This window comes from Paenibacillus forsythiae T98, assembly GCF_000520735.1.
GTDB classification, from domain to species: Bacteria; Bacillota; Bacilli; order Paenibacillales; family Paenibacillaceae; genus Paenibacillus_AQ; species Paenibacillus_AQ forsythiae.
This window is the reverse complement of the sequence record NZ_ASSC01000544.1, coordinates 18,458-44,906: the sequence shown is the minus strand read 5'-3', so window position 1 is coordinate 44,906 and position 26,449 is coordinate 18,458. Positions and strand designations below refer to the sequence as shown.

Annotated in this window: 28 protein-coding genes; all 28 read left to right on the top strand. The window is 42.8% G+C overall.

The features are described from left to right. A partial coding sequence (locus tag L692_RS0117155; protein ID WP_025701339.1) for a helicase-related protein occupies positions 1 to 794 on the top strand: 794 nt, incomplete at its 5' end. Next, complete coding sequence (locus L692_RS0117150; protein ID WP_025701338.1) at positions 795 to 1,787, top strand: ComF family protein; 993 nt, start codon at positions 795 to 797, stop codon at positions 1,785 to 1,787. Between the two features lie 113 nt (positions 1,788 to 1,900). Continuing rightward, positions 1,901 to 2,311 carry a TIGR03826 family flagellar region protein gene (locus tag L692_RS0117145; RefSeq protein ID WP_025701337.1) on the top strand — a complete coding sequence of 137 codons (411 nt, stop codon included), beginning with the start codon at positions 1,901 to 1,903 and terminating at the stop codon, positions 2,309 to 2,311. A 105-nt stretch (positions 2,312 to 2,416) separates the two neighbouring features. Continuing rightward, positions 2,417 to 2,704 carry a flagellar biosynthesis anti-sigma factor FlgM gene (flgM, locus tag L692_RS0117140; protein ID WP_025701336.1) on the top strand — a complete coding sequence of 96 codons (288 nt, stop codon included), beginning with the start codon at positions 2,417 to 2,419 and terminating at the stop codon, positions 2,702 to 2,704. Positions 2,705 to 2,716: 12 nt separating this feature from the next. Next, a complete protein-coding gene (locus tag L692_RS0117135; RefSeq protein WP_025701335.1) occupies positions 2,717 to 3,217 on the top strand; it encodes a flagellar protein FlgN in 501 nt (166 codons plus the stop codon). 55 nt (positions 3,218 to 3,272) lie between these two features. After that, positions 3,273 to 4,826: a flagellar hook-associated protein FlgK gene (gene flgK, locus L692_RS0117130; protein WP_025701334.1), complete on the top strand. Its 1,554-nt coding sequence runs from the start codon at positions 3,273 to 3,275 to the stop codon at positions 4,824 to 4,826. A gap of 18 nt (positions 4,827 to 4,844) precedes the next feature. After that, on the top strand, positions 4,845 to 5,750 hold the full coding sequence (flgL, locus tag L692_RS0117125) for a flagellar hook-associated protein FlgL (protein WP_025701333.1): 906 nt from the start codon (positions 4,845 to 4,847) through the stop codon (positions 5,748 to 5,750). Positions 5,751 to 5,840: 90 nt separating this feature from the next. After that, entirely contained in the window at positions 5,841 to 6,284 is a 444-nt protein-coding gene (gene fliW / locus L692_RS0117120; RefSeq protein WP_036724190.1) for a flagellar assembly protein FliW, read from the top strand. Then, complete coding sequence (gene csrA / locus L692_RS0117115; protein WP_025701331.1) at positions 6,278 to 6,505, top strand: carbon storage regulator CsrA; 228 nt, start codon at positions 6,278 to 6,280, stop codon at positions 6,503 to 6,505. Before fliW ends, csrA begins: the two co-directional genes overlap by 7 nt. Further along, positions 6,490 to 7,374, top strand: coding sequence for a beta-1,6-N-acetylglucosaminyltransferase (locus tag L692_RS0117110; RefSeq protein ID WP_156940479.1), 885 nt, complete (start codon positions 6,490 to 6,492; stop codon positions 7,372 to 7,374). Before csrA ends, L692_RS0117110 begins: the two co-directional genes overlap by 16 nt. Before the next feature lie 170 nt (positions 7,375 to 7,544). After that, entirely contained in the window at positions 7,545 to 8,300 is a 756-nt protein-coding gene (locus tag L692_RS0117105) for a flagellin N-terminal helical domain-containing protein (RefSeq protein WP_025701329.1), read from the top strand. A gap of 127 nt (positions 8,301 to 8,427) precedes the next feature. Beyond that, positions 8,428 to 8,820, top strand: coding sequence for a flagellar protein FlaG (locus L692_RS0117100; RefSeq protein WP_025701328.1), 393 nt, complete (start codon positions 8,428 to 8,430; stop codon positions 8,818 to 8,820). Between the two features lie 13 nt (positions 8,821 to 8,833). Continuing rightward, on the top strand, positions 8,834 to 10,315 hold the full coding sequence (fliD, locus tag L692_RS0117095; protein WP_025701327.1) for a flagellar filament capping protein FliD: 1,482 nt from the start codon (positions 8,834 to 8,836) through the stop codon (positions 10,313 to 10,315). 11 nt (positions 10,316 to 10,326) lie between these two features. After that, complete coding sequence (gene fliS / locus L692_RS29190) at positions 10,327 to 10,698, top strand: flagellar export chaperone FliS (RefSeq protein WP_036724187.1); 372 nt, start codon at positions 10,327 to 10,329, stop codon at positions 10,696 to 10,698. A 37-nt stretch (positions 10,699 to 10,735) separates the two neighbouring features. Then, positions 10,736 to 11,074, top strand: a complete 339-nt coding sequence (locus tag L692_RS0117085; RefSeq protein WP_025701326.1) for a hypothetical protein — start codon at positions 10,736 to 10,738, stop codon at positions 11,072 to 11,074. A 154-nt stretch (positions 11,075 to 11,228) separates the two neighbouring features. Further along, on the top strand, positions 11,229 to 13,097 hold the full coding sequence (locus L692_RS0117080; RefSeq protein WP_084463236.1) for a motility associated factor glycosyltransferase family protein: 1,869 nt from the start codon (positions 11,229 to 11,231) through the stop codon (positions 13,095 to 13,097). Continuing rightward, the gene (locus L692_RS0117075) at positions 13,094 to 14,098 is read left to right on the top strand and encodes a UDP-N-acetylglucosamine 4,6-dehydratase family protein (protein ID WP_025701324.1); all 1,005 of its coding nucleotides are present in this window, start codon (positions 13,094 to 13,096) and stop codon (positions 14,096 to 14,098) included. Before L692_RS0117080 ends, L692_RS0117075 begins: the two co-directional genes overlap by 4 nt. Before the next feature lie 49 nt (positions 14,099 to 14,147). Next, complete coding sequence (locus L692_RS32900) at positions 14,148 to 14,504, top strand: N-acetylneuraminate synthase family protein (protein ID WP_025701323.1); 357 nt, start codon at positions 14,148 to 14,150, stop codon at positions 14,502 to 14,504. A 31-nt stretch (positions 14,505 to 14,535) separates the two neighbouring features. Beyond that, a complete protein-coding gene (locus L692_RS30700) occupies positions 14,536 to 15,687 on the top strand; it encodes a class I SAM-dependent methyltransferase (RefSeq protein ID WP_232238810.1) in 1,152 nt (383 codons plus the stop codon). A 113-nt stretch (positions 15,688 to 15,800) separates the two neighbouring features. Further along, the gene (locus L692_RS29180) at positions 15,801 to 18,125 is read left to right on the top strand and encodes a glycosyltransferase (protein ID WP_025701321.1); all 2,325 of its coding nucleotides are present in this window, start codon (positions 15,801 to 15,803) and stop codon (positions 18,123 to 18,125) included. A gap of 561 nt (positions 18,126 to 18,686) precedes the next feature. Beyond that, the gene (locus L692_RS0117050; RefSeq protein ID WP_084463235.1) at positions 18,687 to 19,859 is read left to right on the top strand and encodes a glycosyltransferase; all 1,173 of its coding nucleotides are present in this window, start codon (positions 18,687 to 18,689) and stop codon (positions 19,857 to 19,859) included. Between the two features lie 32 nt (positions 19,860 to 19,891). After that, positions 19,892 to 20,437: a UDP-4-amino-4,6-dideoxy-N-acetyl-beta-L-altrosamine N-acetyltransferase gene (gene pseH / locus L692_RS0117045; protein WP_025701319.1), complete on the top strand. Its 546-nt coding sequence runs from the start codon at positions 19,892 to 19,894 to the stop codon at positions 20,435 to 20,437. A gap of 87 nt (positions 20,438 to 20,524) precedes the next feature. Further along, positions 20,525 to 20,767, top strand: coding sequence for an acyl carrier protein (locus L692_RS0117040; protein ID WP_025701318.1), 243 nt, complete (start codon positions 20,525 to 20,527; stop codon positions 20,765 to 20,767). Next, a complete protein-coding gene (locus L692_RS0117035; RefSeq protein WP_025701317.1) occupies positions 20,767 to 22,227 on the top strand; it encodes a class I adenylate-forming enzyme family protein in 1,461 nt (486 codons plus the stop codon). Before L692_RS0117040 ends, L692_RS0117035 begins: the two co-directional genes overlap by 1 nt. Continuing rightward, entirely contained in the window at positions 22,224 to 23,300 is a 1,077-nt protein-coding gene (locus L692_RS0117030; RefSeq protein ID WP_025701316.1) for an iron-containing alcohol dehydrogenase, read from the top strand. The genes L692_RS0117035 and L692_RS0117030 overlap by 4 nt, the downstream gene beginning before the upstream one ends. Beyond that, complete coding sequence (locus L692_RS0117025) at positions 23,293 to 24,414, top strand: LuxE/PaaK family acyltransferase (RefSeq protein WP_025701315.1); 1,122 nt, start codon at positions 23,293 to 23,295, stop codon at positions 24,412 to 24,414. The genes L692_RS0117030 and L692_RS0117025 overlap by 8 nt, the downstream gene beginning before the upstream one ends. Next, complete coding sequence (locus L692_RS0117020; RefSeq protein WP_025701314.1) at positions 24,414 to 25,169, top strand: hypothetical protein; 756 nt, start codon at positions 24,414 to 24,416, stop codon at positions 25,167 to 25,169. The genes L692_RS0117025 and L692_RS0117020 overlap by 1 nt, the downstream gene beginning before the upstream one ends. Then, entirely contained in the window at positions 25,163 to 26,425 is a 1,263-nt protein-coding gene (locus L692_RS0117015; RefSeq protein WP_025701313.1) for an acyl-CoA reductase, read from the top strand. Before L692_RS0117020 ends, L692_RS0117015 begins: the two co-directional genes overlap by 7 nt. Positions 26,426 to 26,449 lie beyond the last annotated feature (24 nt).

Sequence of the window (26,449 nt, the reverse complement as noted above, 5' to 3'; positions counted from 1 at the left end):
GCTGGGCAGAGGGGCGGCTGGCTCTTGCGACGACGCATCAGCTGCTAAGATTCCACCAGGGCTTCGACCTGGTGATTATCGACGAGCTGGACGCGTTTCCCTATCATAACGATCCTATGCTCGCCTTTGCCGCCGAGGGGGCCTGCAAGCCCGGTGGAAGCTTCATTTACTTGTCGGCTACGCCGCCGCAGCCAATGCAGCGGGAAGTCCACCGGGGCAGGCTGGCGCATGCAAGAGTGCCCGTCCGGTTCCACGGCTTTCCCCTTCCGGTGCCGGCGCATCTCAAAATGCCTTCAGTCAGCGACTGCCTGAAGCGCGGGCGCTTGCCGGTCAAGCTCTTGAGAGCACTAAGGCAATCGCTTGAACGGGGGGCGCAGATTTTTCTGTTTGCCGCCCGCATCGCGCAGATTGACCCGCTGGTGCGGCTCCTGCGCCGCGCTATGCCCGGCGTCGTCATCGAAGGAACCTCATCGCAGGACCCGGGGAGGGCCGGAAAGGTGAACGCTTTTCGCCGCCGGGAAATATCCCTACTCGTTACGACGACCATTCTGGAACGGGGTGTCACCGTGCCGCGAAGCGATGTCTTCGTGCTGGATGCGGATAACCGGCTCTTTGACGAGGCCTCGCTCGTTCAGATGGCAGGACGGGCCGGCCGCTCCAAGGACGATCCCAAGGGCCGGGTCGTGTTCGCTTCCGTGCAGTGGAATCGTTCGCAGCGGGGCGCATGCGCGCAAGTAAGGACCATGAACCGGATTGCCCGCGCCAAAGGCTATCTGCATAAGGAGGGTTCCTGAATGGCGAGATTTCCGGCGCACATGGGCCGCTGGCTGCGCTCGGCCCATTCCCTGCTGGCCCCTAGACAAGAGAAGTGCCTGGCATGCGGACGCCCGGGACAACTGTCAGCCCTGCTCCCGGGAATCTGCGAAGCGTGCGTGCGGACCGTCCCCTGGATAAGCAAGCCCCGCTGCCGGAAATGCGGCCGCCATGTGGGCTGCCCGGACTGCGCCCGCGGAAACGATGCCTCCGCTCTGATATGCAACCGGAGTGCGGTCGCCTACAGCAGCGAGATGAGGGTCTGGTTAGGACAGTACAAATATAGGGGAGACGAACGTTATGCTGAAGCGCTTGGAGTGATGCTGGACAGAGCTTACCTTATGCTGGAGGCGGAAATGGAATCCCGGGAGAGGACGAATCCGAAACCCGAACACTGGAATACTGCCCCGAGCAGAAATCCGGCGGAACAACGAGTGAAGGGGAGCCTGCTGTCATGGCTTAATTCCCAATGGGGGGCGGCGCTGCGCTCCCGGGTGCCCGGTGCCGGAACGGCTTCGGCATCTTCAAGAGGATGGAAGGCCGACCTGCTTGTCCCGGTTCCCGTCAGTGATATTCGGCTTGCCGAGCGCGGCTTCAATCAGGCTGAAAGATTGACGCGGTTCATATCGGCACGCCGTAACATCCCCGTTATGGAACTGCTGGCCCGCGCGCACCATACCAGCAAGCAGAGCTTTAAAACGAGGGCGGAGCGGCTCGCCGATATGAAGCGTGTTTTTGTGCCGAATCCGGTAGAGGCGGAACAGTTTTCCCGGAGGCTTCTTTTTTCTGGAAATTCCGACTCCCCAATTCGAGCTCTCCCCCCCTCCTTTTTACCGCCGGTACAAATTATTGTGGTGGACGATATCTATACAACGGGCAGCACGATCCGGGCCTGTGCCGATGCACTGCAAGAAATAGCAATGTCCTCCGGGTGCCGGGCTGAAGTTTACAGTCTGACCTGGGCCCGGTCGTGAAGGAAATCTTTTCCGCAAGCTGCAGGAAGTAGACGAAACCTCCGCAATCATGTAATCTAGGAGCATAAGCAGTCTAATTACGGATAACAATGAAAGGAAGGGGGCTGCTGAATATGAATATCGATAATTGTCCCCGGTGCGGACGGATTTACGTCAAGAATATCATGGAGCTCTGCCAGTCTTGCATGAAGGAACTGGAGCAGCAGTATGAGACTTGCGTGAAATACTTGCGGGAGAACAAAGGGGCCAACATTCAAGAGCTCTCCGATGCTACCGGGATTTCGGTTAAAGAAATTACCCGTTTTATTCGGGAGGGACGGATTTCCATCGCCAATGCGCCGAATATGATGTACCCCTGCGAGGTGTGTGGAACGCTGATCCGGGAAGGGCATATGTGCGACAGCTGCCGCGGCCGGCTGACCAAGGATTTGATGAATGCGTCAAAGGAAGCCGCAGCGACGAAAGCCTCTCAGAAAAATTCCACGGGGGCCTACCGGGCGGTAGATAAGCTTCGCGGTCAATAATTTCCACAAAAAATACGCTTACAGGTATAAAGTATGTTTCAATCGGGGCCGATAAACTTAGTAAAGATTATCGGGCCTTTTTATTTTAGAAAGAAGGTGTAGGTAATGAAGGTTAATGATACCGGAAGAGTTAACCCGATTAATCCGTATCAACGCAGTATGGAATCACAAAGGCAGGATCAGATGAAAAAGAACACACGCAAAGACGAGGTATCGATTTCCACGGAAGCCATGAAGCTTCTGGAGGCGCAAAACAGCGGGAAAGCAGACCAAGAACGCGCTCAAAGAATTCAAAGCCTCAAGCAGCAGGTCTCCGCCGGTACTTATCAGGTCGATGCATCCAAACTCGCTGAGAAACTCGCCCCTTACTTCAAGCAATCCTCCGAGAATTAGGTGAACCCATCTATGTCATTGACAACATTGATCCAACTGCTGGAGCGGCTGGACGAGACGCATTTGCAAATGCTTGATCTGGCCGCTGCGAAGAAACAAGCTATTATGGATAATAAAGTAGAAGTTCTCATTGAAATCCTTAATCGCGAATCCAAGCTTGTGAAGCTTGTCGGGCAATTAGAGGAGCAGCGAACGCAAGCGGCTTATGCTTTCCTGCAGGGGGTGGGCATCCGTTCCAACCTCAATCTGAACCTTACCGAGCTATCCCGGCTTGTATTTGACCCTGAAGACAAAGCGCGACTGCTGCATATTCAAGGCCAGCTTGCCGATACGCTGGACCGTTTGAAGAAAGCCAATGAGCTGAATCAGAGGCTGATTGAGCAGTCGCTTGCATTTATAGATTACTCCCTGGATTTGCTAGTCGGCACACCGAATCAGGATATTACCTATCAGCACCCGGCCAATCGGGACCATGCGGCTAAAGGGCCTGGTTTTTTTGATGCACGGGGATAAATGAACCCGGCAGAATACCGTTTAGATACAGCAAACATAAGGGAGGAGCAGATAGATGACATCCACATTTCATTCCATAGAGACAGCAAGACGAAGTCTCTTTACCCAAACGGCTGCCCTGAATACAACCGGCCATAATATTGCCAATGCCAACACGGAAGGCTATTCGCGTCAAAAGATCAACATGACAACCTCTCTGCCTATCGAGGCTTATGGCTTGAATCATTCAACTGTGCCCGGACAGCTTGGCACCGGCGTTGAATTTTCCTCAATTGAGAGAGTCAGGGAACGCTTCCTTGATGAGCAGTTCCGCAACGAGAATAAGAGTTTGGGGTCTTGGAATGTTCAATATGACACGCTGGATAAATTGCAAACGATCATAAATGAGCCATCCGATACAGGCATTAGTACATTGGTGAACAGTTTTTGGAAATCATGGTCCGACTTAAGCAAGGATCCGGAGAGCATAACCAATCGTAAGATTGTAAAGGAAACTACGTTGGCTCTGACCGACGCCCTTAATCATACGAGCAAGCAATTGAGTGATTTAAGTTCGGATTTGACAAGTAATATAGAGGTCAATGTGAGTAAAATGAATACAATTCTGACCTCTATAGCCGATTTGAATTACCAGATCAACCGAATTGAGCGGCTAGGGGATAAGGCTAACGATTTAAGGGACCAGAGGGACTTGTTGACGGATGAACTGTCCAAACTTGCCAACATCCAAGTAACAGAGCTTTCTGACGGATACCAGATTTCTATGGGGGGTCAAATTCTCGTAACAGGACAGGTAATAACGGCTGCTACACCTGAGACGATGGAAACGGCCTTTGCTTCCGGGGCGCTAAACAGCGGTGAACTTTATGGTACTATCCTATCCCGTGATCGCTATGTTTCTGATTATCGGCAACAGTTAGATCAGCTTGCGAATACTTTGGTTAACGGAAAGATTTCTCTCACCATTCCTGCGGGAGCAGTCCTGCCTGAAGGAACAATACTAAACGGAGTAACTTACACAGGGGCCTCGCGAACTTTGACTTCCGATTTACCTGTTACTCTTGATGGAATAAATGCTTTGCATAAGCTGGGGTATGCATTAAGCAACGGTGCTCCTTTGGCGGGCGGGGATTTTTTTGCTGCATCAGACGGAGGAAATATTACTGCAGCTAATATAACGGTAAGCCAAGACATTCTTGATGACCCCAGTCTTATAGCGACTTCCTTCAGAACTACAGGCACTGGAAGCGATGAAAAGGTGGTTAAAGGGAACAACGGATTAGCGTTATTGATGGCTGATTTGAAGGATACTAAATTTGACTTTGGAGATGGTCTCTCATCTGCGACGACCATAGATGATTATTTCAAGGCACTTGTAGGACAGGTTGGTGTTCAGGCCAATGAGGCCAAGCGTCAGGCTGATAATGCATTGATCCTTACTAGCCAGGTTGACTCAAGACGTCAGTCAGTCAGCGGCGTCTCGCTTGATGAGGAAATGTCCAATATGATTATGTTTCAGCATGCTTATTCTGCTGCCGCTCGTTTTATGACGACCTTCGATGAATTGCTAAATAAACTCATCAACGGCACCGGTGTAGTTGGCCGCTAAATTTAGGGAGGTTAAACTATGGCTTTTCGTGTGACATCTAATATGATGAGCAGTCAGGTTCTTATAAATTTGAATAGAAATTTAAACAAAATGTCCGAGCAGCAAAATCAAATGTCCACAGGGCGCAAGCTCAACAAACCCTCGGACGATCCTGTTGGTGTAACGTATGCGCTTCGTTATCGTTCAGATTTGTCTGCCAACGACCAGTATCAACGTAATGTAGACGCTGCGCTAGGATGGCTGGACACCACTGATTCCGTGATGTCTCAAACAGAGAGTGTAATGAACCGTTTGAAGGAATTAACTGTTCAAGCCAGTAACGGAACTAATCCGCAAAACGCGCTGGACAGTATTGAGTCGGAAATTCAGCAGCTTAAACAGCAGCTTGCAGATCTTGGAAACACGCGAATTAACGGAAAGTATATTTTCAACGGACAAACCTATGACGTGAAGCCATACGACGCGTCCAATCCTCTGTCACTAGCTTCGGCTGAGACGGATTCGGGTTCGGTTGAATATGCGGTGGGACAGGGAGTTATCTTCCAAATCAATACTACAGGCAATGATTTTTTTGGCGATAAGAATGGGGGCGATAATGTATTTAACATCATCGACAAGCTCTCTATGGCAATGAAGAATTCCGATTTTGGTGCAATTGCCCAAGAAATCCCTAATATTGAGTCTAGAATGGATAAGATGGTATCCGTTCACGCCGAGACAGGGGCACGAACCAATCGCGTAGAGTTAATGCAAAACCGCTTGTCAAGCGAAGACTATAGTCTTACACAGCTTCAATCCAAGACTGAGGATGCTGACATTGCTGAATTAACTATAAAATCGAATGTGGCAGCTAACATATATCAGGCGTCGCTGTCTGCAGGAGCTAAGATTATTACTCCTACACTTGTTGACTTTATTCGTTAGTTTCTCTGCAGGTTATATAAATAGTATTTAATCTAAGCTATGAACAGAAAGCAGTTCGTAGCTTTTTTGTACAAGGAGGATAACTCTATAATGGCTAATTCGCTCCAAAATGAAATAGAAGTTAGTGAGGATCAAGTGTTTGTTTTTAACAAAGGGATCCCAGGCTTTGAAGATTTCAAGCAATTTACTATATACAATCACGATGAGCATTTTTCCTTCTTGCAATCCGTTGATGATGATCAATTGGCGTTCATTATCATCAACCCTTTTTTGTTCTTTGCCAATTATGAGTTTGAACTAAATCCTCTTGACATGGAAGAGCTTCTAATTAAAGATGAGAACGAGATTGCTGTCCGGTCCATCGTGACATGGGGTTCTGATACAGAAGTCACTGCAAATTTGATGGCTCCCCTTGTATTCAATGTAAAACAAAATTTAGGAAAACAGGTTGTATTGAACAAAACGGTGTATACAACCAAGCATCTGCTCTTATCTAATAACCGTAAGATAGGGGATGGTGAAGATCTGTGCTAGTATTGAGCCGTAAAAAAGGTGAGTCTATTATGATATCCGATACCATTGAAGTTATCATTTTAGAAACGGATGGAGATATGGTGAAATTAGGAATCAAGGCTCCTAAAGAAGTAGGAATTCATCGCAAAGAAGTTTATTTAGTGATTCAGGAGAGCAATAAAGAGGCTTCGAGTGATCGAAAAGCATTGGTAAAGAGACTGACGGATTGGCAAGAAAAGTAGTTGTTAATAATGAAAGGAAAGTAAATATGAAGATTGCGTATTTTATTATGGCACATCATAAGCCGGGGATGTTGCTAAGGTTATTAAATGCTGTTTACTCCGAGGATAATATCTATCTTGTTCATATCGATTCTGGTGCGGAAGAGGAACTTCAGAAGCTGGCACAGAATCTGATAGAGAGTAATTCCAATATCAGGATTTTGCCCTCGCGCTTTCTGACTTGGGGAGGATGGTCTCTCGTTCAGGCCGAGCTTGATGCAATGAATTATCTGTTAAGCTGGGACAGTGAGTGGAGCTACTATATTAATCTAAGCGGACAGGATTTCCCGTTGGTAACTCAACAGCGAATAAAGGATTTTCTGGCGAACTCGGACTCGAATTATTTGGATGCCAGATTAACTACGTCGATTCCAAAGCAGAAGGAATTGACTCAGGCGCATTATCACATAGAGGACTGCGGCAAATTGATAACGATGGAAGAGAGAAAGCCGTTTGAGGAATATTTTGCTCCTTACATTAAGCCCTATTATGGTTCACAGTGGAAAATTATTACCCGTTCGTTTGCGGAATATGCAGCAGCCTCTTACTTGTCATTTGAAATGCAGGACTATTTCCGCTATACGCTTATACCGGATGAAGCTTTTTTTCAAACCCTGCTGTTGAATGGGAGATTTAAAGATACGCATAACAATAACAATTACCGATTCTTAAATATGGAATGTTATGAGGAGGCATTGCAGCGCCCAGCCACATTAACCATGGACTATCTCCACGTTTTATTTAATAGTGAGACATTGTTTGCCCGGAAATTTGACGATGCTATAGATCCGAATATTCTGGATATCATTGAGAGAACATTAAATCTTTAAATAGGCTCAGATAAAAAATATGGGCTAATGATCTAAAAGATCATTTTTTTCTCTAAACAAATGCTTTAAGACTTCCGATATATTGATTAGAGCGGTGGAACGGGCGGCCGACCTATTAAACCGATCACCACAAGGACGTGGGCTAATACCATTTCAGGGAGGAAATTACAATGATTATCAACCACAATATCAACGCTTTGAACACGCATCGCAATTTGGGTCTGAACAACGTGGCTGCAGGCAAGAGCATGGAGAAACTGTCTTCCGGTCTTCGCATTAACCGTGCTGCTGACGATGCGGCTGGCCTGTCGATTTCCGAAAAAATGCGCGGTCAAATTCGTGGCTTGGAGCAAGCGCAACGGAATACTCAAGACGGTATTTCTTTCGTACAAACGGCTGAAGGCGCGTTGAATGAAGTAAGTGCGATGCTCGTTCGTATGAAAGAGTTGAATGTTCAAACAGAAAATGGAACTTACCAAACTTCCGACCAAGCCAACATTACTTCCGAGTTGGACCAGCTGCAGTCTCAAGTTAATGATATTCTATCCAATACCAAGTTTAACGGCGTAAACATTACAAGTGCTATTGATATTACGACGAATGATAATGCAGGTAAAATCAGCATCACTGCCTTGTCCTTTACATCGTTGTCTGCAACAACTCATGCTGCTGTTAGTACTGCTATTACCAGCGTTTCAACTGCACGGGGTACATTGGGTGCGTTCCAAAATCGTCTGGAATATACTTCCAACAACCTGGGAACTACCGTTGAGAACCTGACTGCTTCCGAGTCCCGTATTCGCGATACGGACATGGCGAAGGAAATGGTTAATCTTACCAAGAACAACATCTTGCTGCAAGCTTCGCAAGCTATGCTTTCTCAAGCAAATTCCCAACCTCAAGGCGTATTGCAACTGCTTCGTTAATATCAAAGTTTTTGAAGGGCTGCCTTTATTCGGGCGGCTCTTTTTTATTGGAATCTATAAAATAGTATCAATAACTTACCGATATATTAAGTAAATTAAAGCACTTACGGTAATGGAGGTTGTATCTATGAATATTAGGGTTGCAGGATCTGCTGTATCTCCGCAAGGAAATTTTGTACCCGTAAGGAAAAATACAGATTTATTATCTGCACCAACTGATCCAGTATTGGATACATCCGAGATGACCAGAAAAGAAGTGCGGACAGCGATAAATAACGGCGCCAAAATCTCAATTGGTGAAGAGCAGCTTATTCGAGCTATTGACCGGGCTTTGAAAGCAATGCAGGGACCTTCCACTGAGCTGGAGGTTTCTGTGCATGAGAAAACGCATGCCATTATGGTCAAAGTTCTCAATAAGGATACCGGAGAGTTGATTCGTGAGGTTCCTCCGGAAAAGACATTGGACATTGTCGCTAAAATGATGGAAATAGCCGGTTTGATCATTGACGAGAGAGTCTAGGGAGGAATGAAAAGTGCGGATTAGCGGATTATCTTCGGGTATGGATATCGATAATATGGTGGCCGAACTTATGCAGGCAAAGCGTGCACCTTTAAATAAACTGAATCAACAAAAGCAGCTTTTGGATTGGAAGAGGGAGGCGTACCGGGAGGTCAGCACTAAACTTGTCAGTTTCCGCAACGACAAGCTGCAAAGCAATATTAATGCGTTGAGAGCTCAGACCAAGAGTGCCGGAGTCACAGGAACAAATCCTGATGCAGTAAGCGTCACGGCTTCCAACGGATCAACCAATCTTGCGGTTGACATTAAGGTCAATCAGCTTGCTGAATCGGCAGAAGTTAATGTTCAATTCGCCGGTGTAGATGCTTCAACGACCAAGCTGATGACGGTTCTTGGAACGGACAGCAGTGTCACTTCCTCCAGTGTAACGGTTAAATTAAACGGAGTGGATAATCAAATTACATTTGATCCTACGCAAGATACTATGTCGTCATTAGCCAAGAAGATTAGCAGCGGCACAGGAGCAACCGCGGCATTCGACTCGGCTTCCGGCAAGCTGTTTATCAAATCCAAGGAAACGGGTGCGAATCAGGAAATAGAAGTATCCGGAGATTTGTTCGATCATGGAGTAGTGGATTCTGCCAATTATCAAGGCAAAGATGCGGAATACATTATTAATGAGAAGTGGGGGGGGACAGTTAAGACCAGCGCTTCTAATATACTGAGCTATGATGGATTGCAGATTACTATGAAGGCACAAGGAGAAGCTACAATCCAAACTCAAACAGACACGGATAAAGTTTTGAATACCATCAAGTCCTTCATCAGTGATTATAACACGTTAGTATCATCGCTGAATTCGAAACTGGGCGAAGAGCGCTATCGCACGTTTCTCCCTCTTACGGATGACCAGAAGAAGGAAATGAAGGAAGATGAAATCACGAGCTGGCAGGCAAAGGCCAAGAGCGGTATGCTTAAGAATGATGATATAACCAGCGGACTGGTAAGTTCCATGCGTACTGCCGTGACGGGATACGTTGCCACCGGTAGCGGTTCAATAAATATTAACTCCATCGGTATTGCAACAGGTAAGTGGAATGAAGGCGGGAAATTAGTAATTGAAGACGAGGCTAAGCTAAAGCAAGCCATAGAGCAGGATCCGGATCGGGTACTTGCATTGTTTACAGCATCTGGAACAGCGCCGGACAATTCCGATCAGGGCATTTTCACCCGAGTATCTAATATTATAAGTAAAGGATTGGACGATCTTGCGAAAAAGGCGGGTACATCACGGGTAAGCAGTGAGTTGACCAGCTCCCTTTTACCGGGCAGCCAGATGGGGGAAGAGGCCAGGACACTGGATATTCGGATTAGCGATATGAAGAGAAAGCTAACAACTTTGGAAAATAATTATTTCAAACAATTTACCGCTATGGAAACGGCCGTTAATAAATATAATGCACAATCCGGCAGTTTATCCAGTTTTCTTAACTAAGGAGTGAGGATTTGTTGATTTCACCATATGACAAGTATAAAGAAGCGCAAACCCAGACAGCCAACTCTTCCAAACTGCTTCTCATGCTGTATGATGGGGCTATTCGTTTTCTAAAGCTTGGGATCGAAGGTATTGAACAGGGGAATATTGAGAAAGCGAACAATAATTTAATCAAGACCCAGGCAATCATTAATGAATTGGTGGCCTCTCTCAACCTTGAATATCCTATAGCCCATAATCTTGCTCAAATCTATGAATACATGATCTATCAGTTGATTCAGGCGAATATCAAGAAAGATAAGCAATGTGCAGAAGAAGTATTAACTCATTTGATTGATATGAAAGAAGCATGGATTGAAGCCAGCCGTGTGAGTGGAATGTAATTTGGTAATAAATTATCAGTAAAGGCGATGTTAGTTTATGGAAGACTTGTTGCATAAGCTTAATAAGCTCACCCTGAAGTCAGTAAACAGATTGCCTAGGTCCTCTTATGAGGAGCTTGAGTCCTTCGTTGAGCAACGTCAGGCTATATGCGAGGAGATCTCACAGGAGTACAATAAGATCGGTAAGCTTAATGCTGAACAGAAAGCACTGTTGACTTCCATTCTGGCATATGATGAAGTTATATTAAATAGAATGCATCGTCTCAAGACAGAAGCAAGTGATTGGTTGGAAAGAAAGCAGCATATCAGAACACAACAAAATGCTTACCATTCAGTACAAGCAGGTGAGAGCTACTTTATTGATTGGAAGAAGTAGATAGACCGGGTAACCGTCTCAATTTAGGGGCGTTATCCGGTTTCTTTTTTACAATGGCATGTTTTGGTTATCAAAGAGGAGTGAACTTTTACCGATATTATTCATATGTAGATAGGAAATAGCTGCATGCGATACATTACAGAATGGAGATCATATGATGAGTTATGCTGCACAAAATATGCATTATCTTAAGGAAAAGTACAATCACACATATAACATGTTGCAGAATTATCCTAATAATGATCGACTCTATCAACAAATTATTATGCAGGATGGCTTAAAGAATATTATATTCCCGACTTCGACAGGTACAGAACTCTATCTATATGAAAGGCAGAATACAGTGCTTAGTCTTGCACTTTGGATGCAGTCCATTGCAGAGATGTTGTCCAAGTATGATCATATACTGCTCTATGGTCTGGGTTTGGGGTATCATCTTAAACTACTGTTGGAGCATTATCCGAATAAATGGATCTATGTCTATGAACCGGATGCGGACATGTTTATGACCGCTTTGGCCACTGAAGATTTTAGTAGTCTGCTCAGTCATCCTAATGTGAAGGCTGTTGGCGTTGGTCAGACTATAGAGGAGAAACGCCAGGTGATATATCCTATTTGTAATCTGGCTCAAGGTTCATGCGCATTTATAACAATTCCCTTTTATGAACAAAGAAATCCTGAGGAACTTAACCGTTTTCGTGAAGAGTTCCCTGTTACTGTATCCGAGTATAACGTCAATCAAAGCACACTTATTCGTTTCAAGGATGATTGGATGCATAACAGGCTGAATCATTTGGCTACAAATTTGAATTCCTATTCTATTACCGGTTTTAAGGATCGACTTGCGGAAATACCAGCTTTAATTGTTGGCTCAGGCCCCTCGCTTCAGCAGGATATCGAAACAGTGAGAAAGTTGAAGAGCCATTGTCTTGTCATAGCGGCGGGTTCCAGTCTGCAAGCATTGCTTCACCATGAAATTACTCCGCATATTGTTGTAGTTGTAGATGGCGGCCCAGTGGTAGAGAATATTTTCCAAGCGTCAGAATCATTGCAAATACCCATTGTATATACCTCCACCTCGAATTATAAAGTAACGGATAAGACCCAGGCATCGCGTATTCATGTATTTGATGATACTGATCGGGTAACGTGCTACTTTATGGGAGAAGATGAAAGAGAACCAGTGTTCCGTTCTCTCGCTTCTGTGTCTGGTATGGCCGTGCAAGTGGCTGCTTATCTGGGCTGTACAACGATTGCTCTTGCCGGGCAAGATTTCTCTTTTCCTGAGGATCGGCATTATGCTGAGGGCGTAGCGCATATCGGGGAGCAACAACGTCAGGCTACGGTCCAGAGTGCCGACATCTATGTGGATAATGTTAAAGGCGGACAGAATCGGATCACCCTTCCTTATAAAGTGCTGCAGCGTAATATGGAAGAGGTTATTTCCTGGTATCCGAACATTCACTTTATTAACACATCCAAGATTGGAGCAAGCATTGCAGGAACAGAATGGTTAGCTGCGGAGCAATTATATGAGCAGTGGCAACAAGGCAGCGTTGTTCAGCAGGATTGGTTCGAGAAAGAAATTGTGCATAATGCGGCAGGATACGGTTCTGAACGAATGGAACATACTACTGCCAAATTAGCATCTGTCCCTGGCAAGCTTGAACGTATTCAACAGACGTTAAGAGGGATTATTAGACAGTTGTCGAGGCTGGCCGAGCTTAGCCGCAAGAATCCTCAAAAGTGCTTGAACAGTATGAGAGTGATCGAGAGAGATTGGTCATCAATTGTAGATGAAGAAGTGTTCAACATCCTCTTTGAACCGCTACTGCCTGCTGAATTGCAGTTCTTTGACAGCCACTTATCTCTAATTATTGAAGAGCAAAATATTATAAAAAAAGCGAAGTATTTTGAAACCTATTTAGGTAAAATAGTACAAGAAATCAGTAAGACTGTGCCGAAGTTGGAAGGGTTGTATAGGGAGGCGAAGGAACGAATAAATGGAGGGAATTCGGGATGAACAGCTATAAAGACAAAAAAATACTAATAACTGGAGGAACTGGAACAATCGGTTATCATTTAACTAAGCGTTTGCTTGCAGAGCATCCTAAGGTTATTCGAATTTTCAGTCGGGATGAATATAAACAATTTGAAATGGCACAGGAGTTCCAGGAACATCTACCGCAGCTGCGTTTTTTAATAGGGGACGTACGTGATCAACAGCGTTTAGTTCGTGCAATGGAAGGGATTGATTATGTATTTCACTGTGCAGCAATGAAGCATGTTCCGGCTTGTGAGTATAATCCGTTTGAAGCTGTTCAGACCAACGTGGTAGGCACTCAGAATGTAATCCAAGCTGCAGTTGCAAATGAAGTAAGCAAGGTTTTGTTTACCAGCACAGATAAAGCTATCTCTCCTACTAATACCTACGGGGCGACAAAATTGACGGCAGAGCGCCTTATTTCTGCAGCTGAATATCAAAAGGGGCCAAGGACAACAACCTTCTCCTCAGTACGTTTTGGCAATGTAATGGGTTCAAGAGGTTCAGTGATTCCATTGTTTAAGAAGCAGATTTTGGAGCAAGGGATGATAACTGTAACGGACCCTGATATGCTCCGATACATGATGACTCCTGCACAGGCTATAGAGCTTATCTTGAAAGCCAATGAGATGGCTAGTGGCGGTGAAGTATTTGTGCTTAAAATGCCGGTGGTGCGGCTTGGGGATTTAGCTGATGTAGTCATAAAGATGGTTCAGAAAAAATATCAGATAGATGATAAAGTTGAACTAAGAGTTATTGGCATTCGCCCTGGCGAGAAACGTTTTGAAGAATTAATGACCTCTGATGAGCAAGCTTTAGTCACTGAATCGAAAGAAATGTATATCATCCCTTCGATCTTCGCAGATAGTCACGATTACAGTCATGAGAATTCGACATTAAACTATAGAATAGATTTAGAAAGCAGTATAATAGCTCCGTCTACTTTGGAGCATTGGCTATTGACTGAGAAACTTGTGTAGAACTTGTGAAGCTTGTGGTGATAGCGATTTTGAATTAAGGAGATCCAACATGACATTAGAAGACAGACCTTATATTATAGCTGAAATTGGTTGTAATCACAAAGGAGAAATAGCAATTGCTAAAGAGATGATTCAAATAGCAGCAACTTATTGTAAGGTTGATGCTGTAAAGTTCCAAAAGCGTAATCCAAAGGAATTGCTTACTGGAGATGAATATGGCGCTCCACACCATAATAGTTTTAAAAACTATGAAGAATTAAAGACATTGATTGAAAGCTTTGAGATTAATTATAGTACAAGTATGGACAAGTTATTTATTTTTTTGAACGAATACATTTTGATTTCCAGTCAGAATTCCTCTCGTGCTTGTTCTAACTTTATTGAAAGCATCGCATGGGTCAACTAAACACTACAGAGAAGCAGGTATAAATGTTTTGGTGACATTTATTATTGGAAGAGGTGGAGTTATGGACTTTACAGGGGAGAGACATATACCACATATGTCTGATAAGCTTACAGAATTTGAGCATTTAGCGAGGTATCATGCTGTAAAGGATATTGTTAAAGGCCAGACAGTGTTAGATGCAGCGTGTGGAGAAGGCTATGGTTCTTATTTGCTTTCTTTTTATGCAGCTAAGGTAATCGGTTTAGATATTAGTGAAGAATCTATTTATCATGCCAATAATAAATACTCGACTGACAATCTGTCATTTTATCAAGGATCCATTGATAAATTACCTCTACCAGATGCATCTGTTGACATAGTTGTTTCATTTGAGACTATTGAGCATGTTGACGGTGACACTCAAAGAGACTTTTTAAATGAAGCTATACGTGTTTTAAAAAAGACAGGTAAGTTAATTATCTCTACTCCTGATAAGTTTTTTTATTCAGATGAACGAAAATACCAAAATCCTTTTCACATAAAAGAGTTTTATAAGCAAGAGTTTTTGGATTTTTTGAAAGGTTACTTTAGATATGTGGAGCTATATTATCAAAGGCAAGAGGTTTCAATGGTAATAACAAATGCAAACAGAAAAATAATGAATCACATGTATACTAATGATCCTCAGCCAAAAGAAGATGGTATGTACCTGATTGCCATGTGTAGTCAACATCCAATTTCTGAAGACAATATATCATTTATGTCTGTATCAACTCATACTACTCATAATGATGAGGTGATTAATTATTTTGGCTTTCCAGATGAAATTAGATCATATAAAAACGAAATTGAGAAGATAATCGCTCAAAGTCGTTTTTTGCAAACTGATTATTTATTACAGATTTTAAAAACCATCAAATCGGATAGAAAAATTTATTTGTGGGGCACGGGAATCGCTGCAAGAAACACATATTATGCTCTAACAAAAGAAGGTTATAATATTGAAGCGTTTATTGACAGCAATAGCGCGAAATGGGGAGGAACATTTTTAAATCGGCAAGTAGTGCCGCCTGAAAGTATTAATGGCTATGAGCAAAAACATTTTATTGTAATAGCATCTTCTTATTTTTCAGAAATAATTCCAAATTTAGAGCGAATGGGATATATAAAGGGGATAGACTACACTCTGGGATTGGTAATGTAATTTTTACCAAGTATATGGATAGTGGGGCCGATTGTAGATTCGGTTTTATAACAAGATTAAAGAGAAACTAGAGCACAGAGGATAAAAGAATTGTTGTATGAAGGCGGGATATTATGAACAACATTGTAAAAGAATCTGAATCCAATGTTTCTATTATAATTCCAGTATATAATCAATGTCAGTATACATTAAACTGTATAAGCATGGTAGAGAAGAATTCCAAAAATATTAATTATGAGATTATTTTGGTAGACGATTGTTCTCAAGATCAGACTTCTGAAATAATTCGAAAGATGAATATCAAATATATTCGAAATGAAGTTAACGAAGGATTTATTAAGTCCTGTAATAAAGGAGCATCTTATGCCAGTGGTGAATATTTAATTTTTCTTAACAATGACACTGAAGTTCAGCCGGGTTGGCTAGAAGCTTTATTAGGAACTTTTAAGCGGTTTGAAGACGCAGGAATTGTAGGCAGCAAATTAATTTTTGGAGATGGAACGCTGCAAGAAGCCGGTGGTATTGTTTGGAGTGATGGAAGCGCCTGGAATTATGGTAGGGGAGAAAATCCGAATGATTGGAAGTATAACTATGTACGTGAGGTTGATTATGTAACAGGTGCATGTATATCTATTAAAAAAGATTTATTTAAGCAATGTGGTGGATTTAGTGAGTTATATTTACCGGCGTATTATGAGGATACTGATTTATGTTTTGAAGTAAGAAAAAGAGGCTATCGTATATATTATCAGCCTAAATCAGAAGTGGTTCACTATGAAGGTGTTACTTCAGGCGTTGATTTAACTGATGGGGTTAAAAAATACCAGATTATTAACGGTGAAAAGTTTTTCGAGAAGTGGAAAAATGTATTGCAGGAAAAACATTGGCATCGAGATATGGATCTTATGTTAAGAGCAAAATCACACGGTTCAAGGGCAGAGGTATTGATTGTCGATCATAAAGTACCGGAAGAAGATAAGGATGCTGGATCCGTTAGAATGCTTAATATTATACTTCTTTTCTTAAATAAAGGGTTTCGTGTAACCTTTTACTCAGATACTACGCCAAATGAAGAATATTCTGAATATTTTAAAAAAATTGGAGTAGAAATCATCTTTTGTAATGAGGACTTCGAATCTTTTATTAAAGCACGATCACTTCAATTTGACTTAGTTTGGTTAGCTAGACCCAATGTCTCACTTTTTAAACTGGATGTGGTTAGAAAGTGGATTCCAAATGTAAAAATTGTATACGATACGATTGACTTATATTACTTGAGAACTCAAAGACAAAGTGAAATTGAGAATAATAAGGAGCTTGAAAATAGCGCACAGCTTTATTTAATAGAGGAGAGTTACTTAGCTCGTCAAGCTGACTATACCATTACTGTAACTGAAGATGAAAGGAAAAGATTAAACGAAATTGACCCTAGTATCAATACATTTGTAATTCCTACTATCCATGGGGATGAAGATGCAAAATTGATCCCTTATGAAGATAGAGAAGGAATTATGTTTTTAGGAGGCTATCAACATAGCCCAAATGTGGATGCAGTTACGTGGTTTGCTCAGGAAGTGCTACCATTAATACGTAATAAGCTAAAGGGGATTGTGTTTTATATTTTAGGTAGTAATCCAACTTCTGAAGTGTTAGCTCTTCAAAAAGATGGTGAAGTCGAAGTGGTTGGATGGGTGAAGAATATTCGTCCATGGTTTGAAAAGACTCGTGTTTTTGTAAGCCCATTGCGTTATGGAGCTGGGATGAAAGGGAAGAACGGACAATCTATGAGTTACGGACTGCCGATTGTAACTACCACAATTGGGGCTGAAGGAATGAACATGGCTCAAGGTCAACATGCCTTAATAGCTGATACTGCTCAACAATTTGCCGAATCCGTCATTAACTTGTATCAATCAAAAGAAGTATGGACTAGAATTTCAACTGAATCAAAAAAACTCGTTTCAGATTGCTATTCACCTCATCGTGCAAAAGAAATGCTAAATAAATTGTTGGATTTATTATTCGAAGGTAAAACTGGAATCAGTGATATCATTCGTCCTGATATTCAAAGACTTAGGTCAACTCTCCTTCAAAAAGGGGATGTTATAAATAAGAGGAAAAAATGGTTGTTAGATTCCTTGAATTTTGAAAATGGACGAGAGGTATATATTTGGGGGTCTGGAAGTGGTGGAAAACGTACACTTCAAATGCTTAAAGAGTTTGGCATTGAAGTTAAGGGGTTTATTGACTCTGATTTTACCAAAGAGGGGTTTTTATTAAATGGGTTAATCATTCAGTCCCCTCAATATTTATTGCAGCAAAAAGAGAGAAATCCGTTTATTGTTATTGGCTCGATGTACCGAAAGGAAATTGAACGTGATTTATATAATATGGGTTTTGATTTACATGGAGATGTATGGGCAAACTCGGTATTATAAAGGAGCCATTGATAGAATCAAGGTCGAGACACTAATTGCAGAGAAAAACCAAGAGAAAGATCAGTGGTTTCATTTTGGATGAAGTGTAAACTTAATAATCGACAAAGCTTTATGTACTATGTTAAATAAGTAAATCATAGATTCAAAAGAATCAAAGACTAATAATTGTTATGAACAAGCTACCGGATTTTATAAAACTATTAAACAAAAGTTCGATAACCATCAAATTATTGGGAGTGAATATATTGGTTACGAATATGCTCCTGGCATATTCCATATATTTACAATATATGAAAGAGGCATATAGAGTATTAAAAGAAGGCGGGGTCAGTCTTATTTCGATACCTTTTCATTCGAAAGAGGATACAACTGTCAAAAGAGCTGAACTTATAAACGATGAAATTAAATCCTATTTCTAAGATGGTTCTCTTGTGTTTTATGATTATGGGTGGGATTTTTTAAATTAATGTCGTGATGTTGGGTTTAAGGATACTTATTGAAAAATAAAGAGGCATAACTCTGGCTGGTACGTAAAGCTGTTAGAAAGTAGAGGGGAACACCATATATCCAATCGAGATCAATATTATCACTCCGGTTTATAACGGTGAGCGTTATCTCTCCTCCTACTTTCAAAGTTGGGAGAATCAAACATATCAAAATTATAGAATTATTTTGGTTGATGATGGAAGCAATGATAACTCTGTAAACATTATTGAAGAAAGAGTGAAAGGTGATTCCAGAATTCATCTAATTACCCAACAACATGGCGGGATTTCCTCAGCAATAAGCCGAGGGCTTCAAGAAGCTTCAAGCAATTATATTGTACTCATGGACCAGGATGACATTTCCGCATCCAACAGATTGGAAAAGACAGTGGAATTGTTCACACAAGGCTACGAGCTTATTATGTCAGCTTATGAGATAATTGATGCACATGGCACAACATCTAGTAAAATTATCCACATCCCAAATTATATTAACTCAGGTAATATATTGCTGGAATCATTAAAAAGAAACTATTTTTTAGGTACTTCTATGGCTTTTCATTATCGACATGATTTCACTTTCAATTTTTTAAGTGGTGGAACGACTGATTACGATATCGCGTTAAAAATGTTATTTAAAGGATACCGTTTTGGTTACATTCCGGAGGTTCTTCTCTATTATCGGGTTCATAACAACAATACCTCCGCCAATTACAAAACCATAAAAAAAGATGCCCTTCAAGTTTTAAGAATTTATAATTTTGAAGAGCTTGAGCATTGTTTGAAGCAACAGGACTATAAGGAATATCAGATCACGTTAACACTAGGAATTATGGCGCAATTTCTCGGAGACTGGCAAACAAGTTTCAGCTATCTAAAAAGGTGCGAATCTCACCTGGATTTGGATGATGAATTGTCCAAGCAAGAATTACATTTTTATTTTTCGGTATATTTCTATCAAACAAGCGATTACTTGAACTGCCAGAAATATTTGGAGAAAGTTATGTCTTTGAATGCTGCAGCGGCAAACAACATGGGAGTGCTGGAAGCTCTAAACCGACACTTTGACATATCAGAAAAATGGTTTCGTAAAGCTTTACAAATCAATAGCGATTATCTTGATGCTAAGCGGAATTTAATATACTTGAAAACCATAGATAAAGAGGCTCCAGAACCGAAATGCTTTTATTTTACGAATCGATTACTAAGAAGCACATTGCTTCACACTCGATATATAAACGGGATTTAGTTTGGAATATTTCTTAATATAGGAGTTCTTTTATGCTCAAGTTTATTAAACTACAAGCTGAACATTTAGCGCTTCTGCTCGATTGGAGAACGCAGCCTGAAGTAACAAAATACATGTTCTCGGATATTGAATACAATTATGACAAACAGCTCCAGTGGTATGAAGCTATAATAAATAATCCTAATGAGCGATATTGGGTTATTGAGCTGAATGATCGGTTAATTGGACTCGTTTCTTTAAATAATATCCAATGGCGGGATCGGCGGTGCTACTGGGGATTTTATATTGGTGAAGCAGACGCAAGAATTTATGGCGGGTTAATTGGCCCATATGTCTATCGTTATGTTTTTGAGGAACTGGGGTTTAAAAAAATTATGGGTGAAATTATGGAAGGGAATGAGAATGTAAGGAAAATACAAATTATTCAAGGGTGCAGAGAAGTAGGTGTGTTAAAGGATCATGTTTATAAGTATGATAAATTCCACAATGTATATGTTCTGGAAATGCTTAATACTGACTGGTTACATTTGAAACATCGTTATGGTCACTGCATTGCTGAGTTTGATTATTACTATTAAGTGAAGATGCTGTAGTGGTACATAACTGAAAGAATTAGCCGATATATAGCTATATAATAAATCAGGATTTTCCAGGAGGAAACTCATATGACTGACTCGAATAACAAACTCAAACTGTTATTAACCGATATATTTATGATGGAAGAAGTACTGTATCTTGACGATAACGGCCCTGATCAGATTGAAGGCTGGGACAGCCTGGCTACAGTATCAATGGCAGTGGCGTTGCAGCAGGAGTTCGGACATCATATGACGATTGAAGAAGTGGTCAATATTCGCACAATCGGTGACATTAAAGACTATCTTCGCTCCAAAGGTGTAGAACTGTAATGATAATCATAGATGAACTGGAACGGCGGGCATTCGATTCCCCGGATCGGCCGTTTATTCGAACGGATGAGCGGGAATGGAAGTACGCCGATTTTTTCTATGAGGTGGGTTGTTTCGCCTCCTATTTAACGGATATTTGCGGAGTTGCTGCCGGCGATCGGGTTGTTCTTTGTTTTCCAAATGAAGTCGAATACCTGATTGCTTATTTTGCGTGCTGGTATATTAATGCAACAGTAATGCCTGTCGATTTCGATATTCGGGAGCAGACACTGTTATCTATTGTTCAGGATGCAAATCCTAAGCTGATTTTGTTCAGCCGGCAAAGAACGGCTATTTGTGAGGTGGGCGAGGCGGCGACACTCATCTTCCCTGAGTCTAAGCGGTATATGTGTCTCGTTCCGGCAAAGCGTGCACATATTGCGAGCGATTCGGTTGCTCTTATTATGTATACAAGCGGAACAACCGGGCTTCCCAAGGGTGTTGTTCTTTCGCACGGAACGGTCACGTATACAGCCAGGAAAATTATTGAATGGTCCGAGATGAAATCAGATAATTGCGAGGCTACGGTACTTCGGTTGACGCATTCCTTCGGATTGGGGCATGTTCATTGCTCAGTCATGCTTGGCTCCAGCATATATTTGCTCGATTCGCTTCGGGAACCCCAGAAGTTAATTCATACGATTGCCAATCATAACATAACAGGAATTCCGGCGACACCAGCCATGATTCATTTGCTGCTTACCTATCATAGAAGGGATTTTCAAGAGGCTGCCGTGAAGCTTGATTATATCATAATTAATACGTCACCCATCACTGGAGAATTAGTTCAGGACTTGCTGGACTTGATTCCGGGTACACGAGTTTATATGTACTATGGCCTTACGGAAGCGAGCCGTACAACTTACATTGCGTACAGACTTCATCCGGAGAAATTGGAAAGCGTGGGTAAGCCGCCAGAAGGTGTCCAAGTTCGGCTTGCTCCTACTACAGATGAAGTCCAAATCCGAGGTTTAAATGTTATGAGCGGTTATTTAAATAATAAAGTCAGTTTTACAGAGGACGGCTGGTTTGCTACAGGTGATATTGGGAAATTGGATGAAGAAGGACTTTTGTATATCACAGGTCGTATTAAAGAGCAGATTAACATGGATGGTTTAAAGATCAACCCTATAGAGGTGGAGCGTGTTATTAACTCGCATCCTCAAGTATTAGGCAGCATGGTCTTTGGCGTGACTGATTCCGTAACCTATGAGAAGGCGGTTGCGGTTGTTACCGTACGGGATTTTCCTGAGCAGCCGCGAGCTCTATTCGCGGACATCAAGAAATGGTGTAAATCGTATCTTGAACCATATAAGATCCCAAAGGAATTTCAAATATGGAACGAGCTTCCGAAGACAGACAGCGGTAAACCCAAGAGGGTTGAAGCCAGAAAACGCTGGGAGAATGGGGGCAGGATGTGAACGGGTTAAAGTGGCCGGCAATTATAGAAGGAACCGGAATCCTCCAGAATGTGCTTGGTCAATATTCTGATGCGATATGGGTCATTTCTCCTTCCATCATGGATCAGCTTAAGGATTTCCCTTCTAGCTACCGAGTGTTGATTGTAAAAAGAGCTGATACGAGTACTCTGAGCCAATTGCAGGATTTGATTGCCGATTCCAATGCCTCTTCTGTTATCGCTATTGGAGGCGGTAAGGTGATAGATATTGCCAAGCTGGCGGCGAATTATGAACGTATAGACCATTGTGATCATTGGGGAGAAAAAGCTGTGCTTGCTCAAAAGCAACTAAGGCAGCCGCTGCAGCTTATTGTTGTTCCTTCAACGGCTGGTTCGGGAAGTGAAGCCAGTGAAACGGCAGTGTTAACTGTAAATGATCGTAAAATCCCTATCTACTCGGAAAGATTGCTCCCTGATTTGGTTCTGCTTGAGACAGAATTAGTCGCCTTGGCTCCGCCGCGTGTGCTTTGGAACGGGGTATGGGATACACTGGTGCATGCTCTTGAGAGTTCGCTTTCCCCGCTAGCCAACTCATATACTCTGCCGCATTCTCTGGAAGTTTTTCGAAGCTCCAAAAAAATTATTGATCAAGCGTTGGAAACTGGTTCGATAACAAAGGAGTTTCCAGCCGCAACAGCCCAATGGAATAGTATCCGCGCCGGTAAAATTCAAAGTAAAGCATCGGTAGGACTGGCCCACGCGTTGGCACATCAATCAGAGCATACGGATCAATGGCATGGCGAAGCTTGCGCGCGTGTGCTGCCACGGGTTCTGTCTAAGAACACCGAGAAGGCAGAAGGTAAAATGTTGAAATTTGCTCATTCCGTTGGTTTTGAATCCATAGCTGCTTTATTGAGATGGGTTGAGGGTTCAGTGAACCATAGTGTAGGGGCTTATATTCCGAAGTTAATTCCGTATGAAGAGAAGGAACAGGTAATTTTACGAACGATGAAGGACCCTTGCTTCAGAACCAATCCTGTGTTTTGGACTAGGTCGGAATTGACGCTATGGTTGGAGGAGTGGTTTTATGGATGAACAGCCGCCTGTACCATTTACCGAAAGTATGGACGTATATTCAATGAGACAGGCTGATAAGGAGATGTGGCTCCTGAAAGGCATGCGGAAGCTGACAGCTTGGCACCAAGAAAGATGTACGGAATACGCCCGTTTCCTGTACGGAAGCCGAGTGAGCTTGGATGACGTTGAACAAATTGAACAGTTGCCTTATTTGCCGACTTCAATTTTCAAACGATTCGAGTTAAAGAGTGTGGCTGATGTGGATATCCCTAAATTGAAATCGGTGCAATCGAGCAGTACTTCCTCAGGAGTACCCTCCCGAATTTTTGTGGATGAGTCAACATCAATCCGCCAAAAAAAATCGGTCCAGCTTATTTTTGACAGCTACCTTGGGACGAGACGCCGCCCCTATATTATATTTGATGCTATGGAAACGGCAAGAGGGAAAAACAGTATGTCAGCGCGCGGTGCGGCAATTATGTCCCTTATGGGATACGCCAGCAAATTTTATTTTGTAATGGATATACAAGATGGACAATTGGTACTAAACGAAGAACGGCTGAGTGAGGCGGTTCAAGCAGCGAAAGCCGCTGGTGATTTCATTGCCTACGGTTTTACGTATATCTTGTATCAAGCTCATGAGAAGCTGCAAGGTATGAGCCTTTCTTTCGAAGGATTTGGAAACCAGACTTTCCTTATCCATAGTGGCGGATGGAAGAAACTTCAAAGTCTGGCGGTTGACAAAGAAATCTTCAACCAAACTATATCTTCAGTCTGGACAGTTTCTCCTAATCAAGTCATCGATTTTTACGGTCTGGTTGAGCAGACGGGTGTGATTTATCCGGATTGTCCTTATGGTAACAAACATGTGCCTTATTATGCGGATGTAATTATTCGCGAGCCCCATACGTTGCAAACTTTGCAGCCTGGAGAAACGGGTCTTCTTCAACTTATGAATTTGCTGCCCTTAGCGGGCCCCAATCATTCTGTTATTACAGATGATCTGGGGAAGATCATTCATATTGATGACTGTCCTTGCGGGAGAAAAGGCAAAGCGTTTCGTTTTAACGGGCGTGCCCCTAAAGCAGAGATCCGTGGGTGCGGAGATGTATATGCGGAGGAGAGCTTATAGTGAAGATCCGACCATACGTATCCGGAGACCTGGAGGGGGTCGAGAGATTATTTATTGAAAGAGAGGTATTGCTTGACCGGGAACTCTTTCTTTGGAAAAAGAAGGCTCCTTCTATATTCTCTTGGGTTGGTGAAAAGAATGAGGCCATTGTTGCACATTACTCTATTATCGAAATGCCACTGATTCAAGATATTCGAACGGGCTTTGCGGTTGATGCCATATTTACCAAACACGCCTCGCAAATTCCTGATATAGCTATGATGCTGAGTCATGCATTACAAGAGGTACAGCTGGCCGGGCTGGACCTGATTGTTGGTATCCCCAATCAACGAATGAGCCCGGTGAAACGGATGCTGGGTTGGACTCCGATGCCTGTCTATTATTGGAACATTTCGAAAGGAAGAGAGCGTATCTCTAAGCCTTTTGTGTGCTGCGAAACAGCCTTCTCGGATTATGAGCGTTGGCGCTACAAGGAATGTCCAAGGCAATATACTCAACAGAGAGATTGTGGAATAGTGCTTTCCGGAGAACGCGAATATGCCGGAACTCCTTATCTTATGAGGTATGATTGCTCCAATTGGAATGATATTGAGCAGACCTACGCCTTCTCCTATCTCCACACTAATCTTAGTGGTAATCTACCTGTTGTGCAGCCGTTATACATGCTACTTACAGAGAAGAGGGAGCAAGCTTCACTGATATGGCCTGATATATGGCCGTTAGAGACTTTGGAGGGAGTGACACTGGGGTGGTAATTCATTATCATGATGTATTCAGCAGGACAGTGGAAGAACTCTCTCTTGAAAAATTTGATGATAAATTACATGAGATAGAAAAGCGAGCTTCCCATATTCGAAAGCTTTCAATGGAGGAAATGATTCAAGCCTTATATACTCTTTATCAAGCTTGGGCAATACCTTCCCACCCAATGCATCAAAGATATAGGAATGCCGGTCTAGCTTATCTTCTTACCTTCCTTCATCCGGAGTCACTACGAAAGCTCTTGTCAAAAGGGCTGCGCAGAGATTCAGCGATGGATTGTATTTCTGGGGCGGGTGGATTTGAGGGGATAGCTGTTCCCAGAGGGGTAGTTGGACACTGGGTGGCCGGAAATGTCCCTTTACTTAGCTTAATATCAGTGCTGCAAGCATTACTAACCAAGAACGCTTCTATCGTGAAGCTAAGCACGAAGCAAGAGGATTGGATTACTCCTTTTCTTCATTCGCTGGCTCATACATGTAAGGCAGGACAGGTTATGGCTGAAGCTGTTTTGGTCTTTTCCTTTCCTGGTGAATGGAAGGATCCTAGTGCGGCAATGGCCGGGTATTGTGATGTTAGAATTGCCTGGGGGGGACTAGAGGCCGTACGCTCCGTAGCTGAAATGAAGGGTAAGGAGGAATCCACTAGCCTTATATTCGGCCCCAAATATAGTTGTTCGGTCATCGATCCAGTCCTCATGTCGGATAAGGATTGGGTAAACTTGGCGAGAGACACGGTACTGTTTCAGCAATTGGCATGTACCTCACCCCATGCGGTCATTTCAAAGGGCGGAGTTTCTGGAATAAAGGAAACAGTATCTCGTTTGGCTTTAGCTTATAGTACAATTGTACATCAGCGTTACTATGAGCCTTTAGAGGCGGGAGAAGCTGTGAAACTGCTCGAATATAGAGCTGCCGCATGGATGAATGGAGAATCGATAACGGCTTCTAATGGCACCGAGTGGACGATTCACGCTCACAAGCGGCTTGAACAATTGAGCGGTCAGGGGATGCGAATCATCCATGTGTATCCCTGTGAGGATTGGAGGGAACTGGTGAGCTGCCTGCCCTCTACGATCCAGACCATCTCCCATCGTCTTGACCAACAATCTTTGGAAGAACTGGTCTATACTTCGAAATATAGCGGCGTATCCCGATTTGTACATGTTGGGGAAGCACATACCTATGATATTCCGTGGGATGGAATGCTTGTTCTTGATCAGTTGATACGTTGGATTAGAGTAGATTGTTAGCATATTGGACGTGGGGGGTAACCA